Source organism: Gemmatimonas sp. (assembly GCF_041689975.1).
Taxonomy (GTDB): domain Bacteria; phylum Gemmatimonadota; class Gemmatimonadetes; order Gemmatimonadales; family Gemmatimonadaceae; genus Gemmatimonas.
This window is the reverse complement of record NZ_JBDNFF010000058.1, coordinates 23,350-35,042: the sequence shown is the minus strand read 5'-3', so window position 1 is coordinate 35,042 and position 11,693 is coordinate 23,350. Positions and strand designations below refer to the sequence as shown.

Here is an 11,693-nt window from a genome sequence, read left to right as displayed (position 1 = left end):
GTTCGTTTGCGGCGGTGTGAGCGGGCGTTCATGACCATCGTCCGCCGGACCATCCTTCACCCGGCAGGCCAGTCGCTACTCGACGCACGAGCCAGCGCGCCAGGAGGTTCACCAGCAGTGTGATCAACAGCAGCATGGCGGCGACGGCCATCAACGCCGAGAGATGGGCATTGCTCGACGCTTCGGCGAATTCGTTGGCTAGTAGCGACGCCATGGTGTACGCGGGATCGAACAGGGAATCGGGAATCGCGTGTCGATTGCCGATCACCATGGTCACCGCCAGCGTTTCGCCGAGCGCACGGCCCAGCCCCAGCATGACGCCCCCCACGAGTCCTGAACGGGCGGCGGGGAGTACGGCATCGCGTACCACCTCCCAGCGCGTGGCGCCAAGGGCGAGAGCCGCTTCGCGTTGCGCCGGCGGCACGGCCAACAAGACCTCTCGGCTCACGCTCGCGATGTACGGCAGGATCATGATGGTGAGCACGAGGCTGGCGGCGAGCAGGCTCGGGCCGTAGGCCGGACCGCGGAACAGCGGAATCGCCGCGCCGAGGGGCAGTAAGACCGGCATCACCGTACTGCGCAGCCACGGGACCAGGACGAACACCCCCCAGAGTCCGTATACCACCGAGGGAATCGCGGCCAGCAGATTGACCAGAAACGATACTGGTTCGCGCAAGCGTGGTGGTCCGATGTCGACGGTGAATACGGCCACCCCGATGGCCAGTGGCGTGGCGATGCCAAGTGCGATCAACGATGACAGCAGTGTGCCGACGATCGCGGGGAGGGCGCCGAAGCGGGCGCGGGGAACGTCCCACATGGTGCCGAAGGCGAGATCGCGCGCGTGGAGCGAGAGGGCCGGCCATGCGGCGTGCAGGACCACGGCGGTGAGCAGCACGAGCACGAGGGGGATCGCGGCGGCGCACACGGTCGTGATCGTGCGATAGAGCCGGTCACCGAGCGGGGTCAGCATCCCGTGAAGCTAAAATTTCGTGATTCATGACCGGCCCGTGCAGTGTAACGGATCTGTCACGGCAACCCCGGCCGTCCTCCCGCCAGGGCGGCATCGAGGCGATCGACGATGCGGCTGGCGGCTTCTGAGGGCAACGGCACGTAGCCCAGCGTGCTGGCCACGTCGGGATTGTCGAGAAGTGCCCATCGGATGAAGGCGGCCAGTCGGCGGCTCTTCTCGCCGCCGATGGCCGACGGGGCGATGAGCATCCACGTGAACGACGCGATCGGGTACGACTGGGCACCCGGTGCGTTCACGAGTGAGACGCGCAAGTCGGGTGTGCCGTTGCCGTCGGAGGCACCGAGCTTGCGGTCGGCCTCCAGCACGGCGGTGGCGGCCGAAGCGATCTCGAACGGCATGGGCGAGATGAACCGGCCGGCGGCGTTGCGCACATGCACGACCGGCAGGCGGTTCTGTCTCGCGTACACCACTTCGAGATATCCGATGGCGCCCGGCATCTGTTTCACTTGACCGGCGACGCCTTCGTTCCCCTTGCCGCCTATGCCGACGGGCCAGCGCACGTCCTTCCCGCGCCCCGGACCGGCGGCCCACGCAGGGCTCACAGTGGTCAGGAAGTCGCTGAAAATGTAGGACGTGCCGCTGCCGTCGGCGCGATGCACCACGAGGATGTCGGTGTCGGGGAGCGTGAGCTTGGGATTGGCCAACGCGATACGCGGATCGCTCCAGCGGGTGACGGTGCCGAGGAAGATGTCGGCGATCACGTCAGGGCTGAGATTGAGCGGTCGCGCGAGTCTCGGAAGGTTGTACGTGATGGCGACGGCGCCGATCACGGTGGGAATGTGCAACACCGGCATACCCGCGCTCGCGAGTTCTTCATCGGTCATCGGGACATCGGTCGCGCCGAAGTCGATGGTGCGGGCGACCAGCTGACGAATACCGCCGCCGGAACCGATCGACTGGTAGTTGATGCGGACGTTGGTGAGTGCGGCGTACTCGTTGAACCAGCGCGCGTAGAGCGGATACGGGAAGGTTGCGCCAGCGCCGGTGAGATCGACGCGTACACCGGGAGCTGCGGCGGCGCGGTCCGAGGCGACGTCCAACGGAGGCGCGGCCGGGCTGCACGCGCTGAGGAGCAGCAGCGCGAACGACAGCGCGCGCCGGAGCTGCGGGGGGTGATTCTGCGACCCTGACGCCGCGCGAGGGCTGCGTGTCATAGCGCGTTCGCGTAGCCGACGAACTTGAAGCGACCGTCGCGTTCGATAATGGTACCGAACAGGCGGGCTTCGGCCGGCGCCTCACCGCCGCGCTGGATGTTCACGAGGCACTCTCCGTGCAATCGGTTCCGATCTTCGTCCACTATCGGTACGGGGCAGCGAATGGCCACCACGTTCAACGCCTGACCACCGAAGTTTTTGAGCACCGCGCGGATGCCTTCATTGGAGCTGGCCAGCAACTGTCCCCAGAGGAGCTCTGGAGGCGCCTCATAGGGCGGGAGGCTCATACGCGAGCCAGGGTAGTACAGCGCCGCAAACTCTGCGCGATCGATCAGCAACATGTTCAGCAAGGTCGTGTCGTTCGAGGCAACGGCGCTGGCCCAGCGATCAACGAGTTCCTCGCGTGTTGCACTCGCTCCTCGGAGCGTATCAGGCAGGGCGCCGATGTCACGCTGGAATCGCGCCAGATGCGCTGCGATCGGCAGTATGGAATCGACCGTCCCGCCGGCCGCAACCACCTCGGCCACATGGGCAGCCTGTGAGTCGGCCGCCGTGCGAGGCGCGCTATCCCGACACGCGGACAGCAGGACAAGCAACAGAGACGTGGAGAGAAGACGGGGCATGTTGAGTGCAGGAGGGCAGAAAACGGAAACGGTCGGCGTCACCAAGGCGACGCCGACCGTTGGAACACCACACAAACTGGCCTGTCGCTGCGGCTAACCTACACCGCAGCGACCGATCGGGTCAGTTGCGGGCGTAGTTGGTCCAACCGGCCCACCACTTCACGCCGGTCGGCGCGGCGGCGCCGCGATAGGCGGTGGGGACGATGAACGTGCCTACGCGCGCCGCGATGCGCGGATCGGCGGCGAAGTTATTGAGGCCACCCGTGGCAATCGGCGACGACGCTGACGGGGCCCAGTCGAACTGGGCGGCCGTGGTGGTCGCACCAACCGTCGGCAGCGCGGTGAACAGGCTGGCTGCCGTGACCGTGCTGGCACCCACCACGATGTTCGAGTTACGTGCCGTGAAGGCCGCTTCCTGTCCGAAGTTCGTCGCGCCATCGAAATTCGCACCGCTGGCAAGCTCGCCGTTCTCGGCGAAGTACAGGTTCCGCACAATCAGGGAATCCACCTGGAACCGATTGTTCGACGTGGAGTCGCGCAGGGAGATCGCACCGCGCGGCCACCGTGCCAACACGCCGTTCAGGTAGTATCCACCCGTGCCGCGGCGGAGCACCGCACCCACGCCGCCCGAACCTGGAACGGTTACGCCGGTCGGCGTACCGATCATGGTGAAGTTCGCGAACACGTTCATGTTGTACAGCCCTTCGTCACGACCCGAGCTCTGCGCGTTGGCGCCGCTCGGCGCGACACACCCACCGCCGTTGCAGCCGTCGATCTCGAAGCCCTGCGGATCGGTGGACACCGCACCGGCGCCCGGTCGCGGCGTCAGAAACGTGCTCTGGAGGCCGATCATGAACTGATTCAGGCCGCGATATCCTTCCGAGCCGTCGAAGTGATCGTCGCCCGACTCGTACGACACGAGATAACGGCCGTTCACCGAGCCACCGAACCACTCGAAATTGTCATCGAGTCCGGCCAGCGCCTGGACATACTCCACCGTCGTGCCGCTGCCGACGGCGGCGAAGGTGAAGGAATTGAGTTCGGCATCGGTCAGCGTGGCGTACCCGGCAAACTCTACACGCAGGTAGCGCAGCGTACCGCTGTTGTCGGCGTCAATCGTACCGCCCGTGTAGATCACGCCGGCCGGGTTGGCCCCGATCACCGAGCCGTTCGAGCCTTCGACGATGATGTTGCCGGTGCGATTCGCGCGGCCATTGCCCACAATCACCAAGCCGCCCCAGTCACCCGGCGAGCGATTGCCCGGCAAGCGCTGCGACGTCAGGACGATCGGTGCCGCAGCGGTGCCATTCGCGTTGATCTGTGCACCGCGCAACACGAAGAGCGCGGAGCCGAGTGCGGTCGTGTCACCAACGATCCGTGTGCCCGGAGCGATAGTCAGCGTGGCGCCGCTGTTCACGTATACGAATCCGCGTAACACGTAGTTGGTGTCGGCCGTGAGCGTGCGGTTGGCATTGATGGAACCGGTGAGTACCGCTGACGGCGGCGGTGCAACGCTGTACGCGACCGTCACCGTGGCCGAAGCGTTGGAGGCCACCGTGGCCGGTGAGCCGGTGACTGTGGCGTTGTAGCGCGTGGTGCTTTGGGTCACCTGCGCTGCCGCCACGGTGTAGCTGCCCGGTGCTACGCTGACCGTGGTGGAGGCCGTGGCGGTCTGTGAGAAGCTGTTCGGTCCCGTGACCGTGAGCGCTGCGTTTACGCCGGACGGCAAGCCAGACACGGTAACGGTGAGGGTGCCGTTGGCCGGCGTGATCGGAGTCGTCGGGCCGTCGTCATCGCTACTGCAAGCCGAGAGCGCGAGAAGCGCCATCGAGGTAACGGCCATCGCGCGCAAGCGCTGGGTCGTAGTCATCTGCCATCCTATCGTTGGGTGGTCGGTCGTGCGAGAGTCGCACCGGTCACTGCTTGGTGGAATCACGCGATCCTCTGTGGCGGATACGTCATGACCCGGTCACGGTTGTGTCACCGTGCCGGGTCATGGGATGAGTGCGACTACTGGCGCCAGGAGAAGCCAAACGAGAGAATGCGGCCGGCGTTGAATCCTTCACGCTCCAAGTTGCCCTGCAGGAAGCGATATCGCGCATCGAGCAGATTGCGGGCGTCCACGCGCCCCGACAAGCTGCCGACCACCGGGAAACGCAGCGACAGGTCAAACACGTGACGCGGCTTTTCGACGATGTTCGGCAGGGGGATCACGCCGGCTGCCGTGATCCGCTCGCCCACCACGTTGTAGAGCACTGTAGCATTGGTGCGGCCAGACAACGAGGAGTAGGTCATTCCCGCATTCACCACGTACGGCGCCTGTCCGACGAGTCGACGCGTGCGGTCGGTGACGGTGAGGCCACCGATAGTATCGAGATCCACGGAAGAGCTCATCAACGTCAAGTTGCTGAAGCCCGTCAGCGATTCGGCCCACCGTCCAAGAAATCCGAGCTGCTTGCGCGCCTCGAGCTCTACACCGGCGTTGATGGCGCTCAGTGCATTCTGGAAGCGCGCTTGGTACGCCCCCGACGTGGCTTGTTCGACCCGTTCAATTGGGCTGTCAAAGCGCTTCGCGAAGACGCCGATGCTGAGCACTTCGCCCGGGTTGGGGAAGGCTTCGTAGCGAAGATCGACGTTGTCGATCAGCGAACGGCGCAGCTTGTCGTTACCCGTGACACTGACGCCGCCGAGCACATCGCGGAACGTCACGGGCGCGAGTTCGCGGTACTCTGGACGCGCGAGCGTGCGCGTGATGCCGAAGCGCAGGTTCTGCGTTTCGGTGAGCTTGGCATTGACCAGCAGCGACGGAAGCACATCCGTGTTATTCAGATTCGCTGACGACGTGAACCCACCCTGTGTGGACGCATTCACGGTAATGTCCGCCGACTCGACCCGGGCACCGGCGATGATGCGCACGCGGCTGCCGAGGCCCCAGTCGGCCATCATGTAGCCGGCGACGGTGCGATCGTCGGCGGTGTACGATCCGGCTTGACCGATGGGCTGCACGTTGATGAGCGAGCAACCGTCGCAGGCCTGAGAGCCGCCGAAGATGACGTCCGGCTGCTGGCTACGGATAGCATCCGGCGCGCGGCTGAGGAAGGCGAAAATGGGAGCGTCGGAGCTGCGGTCGGTCTGACGCGCATACGCGCCGATCTTGAGCGTGTTCTGATTGGCGAGCTTACCGACATTGATCGTGTGATCCACCTGCGCGGTGTTGTTCGTCTCCTGCAGGTCGAAATACAGGCGGCGGGCACCGTCGAGTGAGCTGAGTAGGGTGTACTGCCCGGTGTTGTTGCGGGCGTAGACCACGTCGGAACGATCCGGCTCACGGCGTCCCGTGTTGGCGTACGTGGCCGACCACGCCGTCTTGTTGCGCTCGCCTAGCTGATGCTCGCCTTGACCGGTCACGGTCGCCACGCCGCGCTCCACGTAGCGTAACGTCGTACGCGCAATGCTGTCGCCAAGGTTCTCGTCGAACCCGCGATCCACGCGCGCTTCGTTGTCCGCGCTGCGCGTAGCCGTGGTGTTCAGCGACACGCGGGAACTCTTGCCCAGCATGGTGGAGAAGTTGGCGATGCCGCCCCACTGCGCGGTGCTGCGACCGGTGCTGCCGCTGACACTGGTGAGCGGCACCACGGTGTTGTCGGCGCCCTGGTTGCCGACCGCGTACTTTTCGTCGGCGCGTACTTCTTCGGAGTAGCCGTAGCTGCCGCTGAGCACGTAGCCGATGCGCTTGCCGAATACGCTGTTGCCGCCGGTGGAGGCGCCGAACGATCCGTTTGGGCCGCCGTTCCGCGCGGTCGGATTCCAGACGTTGCGCTGCTGCCGCGCCATCTGATTAAACTGAGTCTGCGAGACGTTCCCCAGGAAATTGGCCGAAGAAAGCGCGTTCGGCATCTGACGATTGCCGCTCGCGAGGCCGATCCATTCGCCGCCGGCACGGGGCGCGAATGGTAGGGTCTGCCCCATGACGCGTGAGTTGCCGCCGAAGCTCGTGCTGTAGTTTACCTGGCGTGCACCAGGAAACTCCTTGGTGCGGATATTTACATTCGCACCAGCGAAGTCGCCCGGTTGATCGGGAGTGAACGTTTTGCTGGTGGTGATGTCCTGTAGCAGGTTGGACGGGAAGAGGTCGAGTGGCACGACTTTGCGTTCTGGTTCCGGACTCGGAATGCGGGCGCCGTTCAGCGAGGCGGTGGTGTAGCGCTCGCTCAGGCCACGCACCTGAAGATACTTGCCGTCCTGCACGGTCACGCCGCTCACGCGCTGCGCCGCTTGAGCCGCATCGGCATCGGGGCTGCGGGCGATCTGCTCGGCCGTAATGGCGTTGACCACGTTCGTGGCGGTCCGCTGCGAATTGAGCGCGTCGTTGACGCTGCCTTTTTCCTTCGTGGCCGTCACACTGATCGCGGCCAGTTGCACATCGGCCGAGGCGAGCGACACGTCAAGTTCGATCGAGCCGTTCACCGGCACCACGATGCCGGTAATTGTCTTCGGCCCGTAGCCGATGCGGCGCACCTGCAGCGTGGTAGTTCCTGCGGGGACGCGAGTGATCGTGTATCGACCGTCAACGCCCGACTGAGCGCCGATCGTCGTCCCGACGATCTGCACGCCGGCAGCCGGGATACCCTGACCGGACTTGGTATCGATGACGCGGCCAGTGATCCGGCCAACGGGAGCCTCCGCTCCCTGAGCAGCAACTATGGAAGCGGGGACGACGGCAGCCGCAATCGCCAGCATCAAATGACGCGCGAAACGGGAATGCACGTGTGCGTAGGGCCGCATGGATGATCGGGTCGGTATATAGAAGACTGCTGGCACGCCCTCTCGGGCGCTCGAGGTTCAGTATTCCGGCGCCCTCGGGCCTCCGGTTATCGCTAAAGCTTCGTGACCCAGGTTTCGATCTCCGCACGGTTGTGCAACGAACGTGTCACGGAGAATGGAAAGAGGGGGCTGGTGCGGCGCGCCTTGTCGTGATACTCTCGCCGGCACAATGCCTGCCTCTGATCCGCTGCTTGAACGTCGACGCGTTGCGTCGCCTCCGCCGACCGATCCGCAGACGCGCGCTGAAGCGCTCTCGGTCGCGGCCCGTGCCCTCCGCGCGGCTGAACACGTGTGCGTGCTGTCCGGCGCCGGCGTGTCCGCCGAAAGCGGTATTCCAACCTTCCGTGACGCGCTGACGGGACTCTGGGCGAAGTACTCGCCACAGGAGCTCGCTACGCCCGCCGCATTCGAAGCGAACCCCAACCGGGTCTGGCAATGGTATGCCGCCCGTCGCTCCATGGTGCGGGCGGCGCAGCCCAATGCCGCGCATCAGGCGTTGGTCACACTCGCCTCGCGGGTCGCGCACTGCACGCTGGTTACGCAAAACGTGGACGATCTGCACGCGCGGGCAGGCTCACGTGATGTAATCAGCCTCCACGGGTCACTCATGCGGGCTCGCTGCAGCGCGGGGTGCCCCGGCACGATGGTGCCGACCGAGGCGCAGGCTGCCGAGCCGCCGCTCTGCACAACCTGCGGTGCCCTCATGCGCCCGGACGTGGTCTGGTTCGGCGAGCAAATGCCGATGGCCGCGTTCGGGGCCGCCCGCAACGCGGCGGTGGCCTGCGACGTGTTCCTTTCGGTCGGCACGTCGAATGTAGTGGAGCCGGCGGCCTCGCTGCCTTGGATCTCCGCTACCCACGGGGCCACGGTGATCGTGGTGAATCCCAGCATGGAGGGCCAGCGCCGTGGCCCGAGCATCCTGTCCATCGAAGGGCCGGCCGGGGTGATGCTGCCGCGACTGATCGCCGAAGCGTTCGCCGGGCGGCGAGCGCGGCGTCACGAATCGGCGGGCACGCCCGGCCATGTTCACGCTGTTTCCGCGCAATCCGAAGCAGAGCCCCCGATCGCGCCGACGCCGACGGATCAGCCTTCGGATGAGCCTACGGAGTAGTTTGCGGATGCGCCGGCGCGAGGGATCCAGGCCGAGATCGTGGTCCCGACACCGGGCTGCGACTCGGCCTTGACCTTTCCCCCATGCGACTCGGCCAGATGTCGCACGATGGCCAGGCCCAGTCCGGTGCCGCCGGCCTCGCGCGAGCGACCGGGGTCGGCCCGATAGAACCGCTCGAAGATCCGCGGCAGGTGCTCGGCCCCGATCCCGGCGCCGGTGTCTCGCACGCCAATCCGCACGCCGCCGCCCTCCTGCTGCGAGAAGAGCACGACTTCGCCGGCCGCCGTGTGTCGCAGCGCGTTCTCGGCGAGGTTGCTGAGAATCTGCCTCGCCGCCGTTGGGTCTATATACAAATGATCGGCGTTGTCGCCCATCTCGGTACGGAGTCCCACGCCCTTGCTGGCCGCGACCGATTGCAGTGGCGCAAACACTTCCGTGGCCACTGCCGCGACGTCGAGGTCCACGGGATTCGGCACCCAACCGCCAGACTCGATGCGCGACAGGTCGAGCAGGTCGTCGACAATGCGTTGCATGCGACGCACGTTCCCTTCCGCCATGGCGAGGAACCGACGGCGCAGCTCGGGGGGCAGATCTTCGTCCTGCAGCGTTTCGACGAAGCCGCCGATCACCGTGAGCGGCGTGCGCAACTCGTGCGAGACGTTGGCGACAAAGTCGCGGCGTACGGTCTCGAGTCGACGGACTGGTGTGAGGTCGTAGAGCGCGAGAACGGCACCGCCGCCAGGCAGCGGACGGGCGGTGAGTGACATGATACGATCGTCGACGCGCACCTCGTCGGGTACTGCGTCGGGTACCGCGTCGGCGCCCGAAAGCACGTCGGCCAACGCCTCGCGGAGGGCGCGGTCACGCGGCAAAAAATCGGCGGGGAAGGGCACCGGCTCACGCAGCCGCAGCAGTTGCCGTGCGGTCTCGTTGATCCGTACTACGCGTTGTCGCGCATCGACCGCGATCACGCCTTCGTTGAGCGATTCGGTCAACGCGACCAGTAGCGCTTCCTCGCCATTCAGCGCCTGCAGCCTCGCTTCGAGTTGCTCCGCCAGCCGGCGCAGGGCTTCGGCCAGGTCGCCCACTTCACCAACGGCAATCGCACGTGACGGGCGCTGCGTGAGATCGCCGGCCGCAAGTCCGCGCGCGACGTCACGGAGTTCTTCGATCGGGCGCGCCACGGGCGCGGCCAGCACCTGTGCGAGCGCCACACCGACCAGCAGGGCGGCGAGTCCGGCGACCACGATATCGCGACGCACTTTGGCCAGGAATTCATCGGCCGAGGCGGCAGCGGTCGGCTCTTCGGCACGCACGCGCTCAGTGACGCGTCGTTCGACCGCGAAGAGCACGATGCCGACGAGCAGCGTCGCGACCACGAAGCTGTTCACAACGATGCGCTGGGCAAGTCTCATGACACGCTCATGACACGTTCATGACGGCGAGACGTGGCGATGGCGCGACAGACGCGCCGTCACCCGCCGCGCGGCATCGCCGCGCGGAAGCGATAGCCGAATCCACGCACCGTCTCGATCATGTCGCCGGCAGCGCCGAGTTTGGTGCGCAGCCGCTGTACGTGCATGTCGACCGTGCGCGTTTGAATGTCGGGTGCAGCATCCCACACCGTTTCCAGCAGGAGTCCGCGTCCTTGCACGCGTCCCCGTCGTTCCACGAGCGTGAGCAGCAGTTTGAACTCGGTGGGTGTAAGCTCCACCCCCTGTCCTTCCACCTTGACCGCCATGGCGGCACGGTCGATGTGCAGCGGACCGATCACCAGCGTGTCGGCATTGACCGGCGCAACGTTGCCCGTGCGTCGCAGGATCGCGGCAACTCGCAAGACCATTTCGGCGGGGCTGAACGGCTTGGTGAGATAGTCGTCGGCACCCAGCGAGAGACCGCGTATGCGATCGGGCTCTTCGCGGCGCGCGGTCAGCATGAGCACGGCGATATCACGGGTGGATTCATCGGCGCGCAGCTGTTCGAGCACGTCGAAACCCGAGATGCCCGGGAGCATGAGGTCGAGCACGATCAGCGACGGCCGCTCGCGGCGCGCGTGATCGAGCGCCTCCTGCCCGGTGGCCGCCGTGGCCACGCGGTACCCGACTTTCGCGAGATGGTAGGTAACGAGCGCTACGATTTCCGGCTCGTCATCGACCACGAGAATGCGTTCAGTGGACGGCGCAGCTTGCATGCAGGATCTGGCTCAGGCCGGTTCGGCCGTTACGGACACGGAGAAGGGGGTTCGCGCAGCGTCGCGCGAGATGAGCCGACGCTGGATTTTGGCGACGATCATCTCGATGGCGACCAGATTGCTGCCACCCCTCGGGACGATCACGTCAGCGTAGCGTTTGCTGGGTTCGACGAACTGCAGATGCATCGGTTGCACGGTATTCAAGTACTGATCGAGCACTGATTCGAGCGTCCGTCCGCGCACGGCCGTGTCGCGGCGAATGCGTCGGATGAGCCGGATGTCGGGATCAGCGTCGACAAAGACCTTCACGTCGCACAAGGCGCGCACATTGGCATCGGCCAGCAGCAGAATGCCGTCGACGACAACGACATCCGCCGGCGCGATGCGTCGGGTGCGTTCGCTTCGTGAATGGGTCGCGAATTCGTAGACGGGCATGTCCACCGGTTCGCCGCGCGAGAGCGCGTCGAGATGCAAGGTGAGCAACTCCATGTCGAAGGCATCGGGATGATCCCAGTTCACGTGATGCAACTGCGACAGCGTGAGGTGCCGGAAGTCGCGGTAGTACGCGTCCATCTCGAGAAAGGCGACCGAGGCAACGGGCAGTGCTTCGGCGACCTTGCGCGCTACTGTCGACTTTCCTGAGCCGGTGCCGCCTGCGATCCCGATGATCAGTGGTTTCACGAGCGGATGTTCTGGTTCCGACACTGCACGATGACTAACCTGTCCCCTTGTCGTGACCGGACCGCCACAACGGTGTAAC

The 11,693-nt window shown here is 65.6% G+C and carries 8 protein-coding genes and 1 pseudogene; 1 reads left to right on the top strand and 8 read right to left on the bottom strand.

Annotated features, from left to right (window positions below):
- Nucleotides 1-28: 28 nt before the first annotated feature.
- The 5 genes from pstC to ACESNG_RS04315 all read right to left on the bottom strand — a co-directional run bounded on the left by pstC (nucleotide 29) and on the right by ACESNG_RS04315 (nucleotide 7,592).
- The gene (gene pstC / locus ACESNG_RS04335; RefSeq protein WP_373059290.1) at nucleotides 29-970 is read right to left on the bottom strand and encodes a phosphate ABC transporter permease subunit PstC; all 942 of its coding nucleotides are present in this window, start codon (nucleotides 968-970) and stop codon (nucleotides 29-31) included.
- Between the two features lie 56 nt (nucleotides 971-1,026).
- Entirely contained in the window at nucleotides 1,027-2,184 is a 1,158-nt protein-coding gene (gene pstS / locus ACESNG_RS04330; protein WP_373059292.1) for a phosphate ABC transporter substrate-binding protein PstS, read from the bottom strand.
- Nucleotides 2,181-2,807, bottom strand: coding sequence for a hypothetical protein (locus ACESNG_RS04325; protein ID WP_373059294.1), 627 nt, complete (start codon nucleotides 2,805-2,807; stop codon nucleotides 2,181-2,183). The genes pstS and ACESNG_RS04325 overlap by 4 nt, the downstream gene beginning before the upstream one ends.
- Nucleotides 2,808-2,928: 121 nt before the next feature.
- A complete protein-coding gene (locus ACESNG_RS04320) occupies nucleotides 2,929-4,677 on the bottom strand; it encodes a hypothetical protein (protein ID WP_373059296.1) in 1,749 nt (582 codons plus the stop codon).
- Nucleotides 4,678-4,817: 140 nt separating this feature from the next.
- Nucleotides 4,818-7,592, bottom strand: coding sequence for a carboxypeptidase regulatory-like domain-containing protein (locus ACESNG_RS04315; RefSeq protein WP_373067960.1), 2,775 nt, complete (start codon nucleotides 7,590-7,592; stop codon nucleotides 4,818-4,820).
- Nucleotides 7,593-7,818: 226 nt separating this feature from the next.
- Here ACESNG_RS04315 and ACESNG_RS04310 point away from each other — a divergent pair.
- Nucleotides 7,819-8,613, top strand: a pseudogene (locus ACESNG_RS04310) (SIR2 family NAD-dependent protein deacylase); the annotation flags it as partial.
- 101 nt (nucleotides 8,614-8,714) lie between these two features.
- On the opposite strand, the gene ACESNG_RS04305 reads toward ACESNG_RS04310, so the two are convergent.
- From ACESNG_RS04305 to udk, 3 genes are read right to left on the bottom strand one after another with little or no spacing between them, the layout of a single operon-like run.
- Nucleotides 8,715-10,157 carry an ATP-binding protein gene (locus ACESNG_RS04305; RefSeq protein ID WP_373059300.1) on the bottom strand — a complete coding sequence of 481 codons (1,443 nt, stop codon included), beginning with the start codon at nucleotides 10,155-10,157 and terminating at the stop codon, nucleotides 8,715-8,717.
- A 59-nt stretch (nucleotides 10,158-10,216) separates the two neighbouring features.
- A complete protein-coding gene (locus ACESNG_RS04300) occupies nucleotides 10,217-10,933 on the bottom strand; it encodes a response regulator (RefSeq protein WP_373059302.1) in 717 nt (238 codons plus the stop codon).
- A 12-nt stretch (nucleotides 10,934-10,945) separates the two neighbouring features.
- Nucleotides 10,946-11,614: a uridine kinase gene (gene udk / locus ACESNG_RS04295; protein WP_373059304.1), complete on the bottom strand. Its 669-nt coding sequence runs from the start codon at nucleotides 11,612-11,614 to the stop codon at nucleotides 10,946-10,948.
- Nucleotides 11,615-11,693 lie beyond the last annotated feature (79 nt).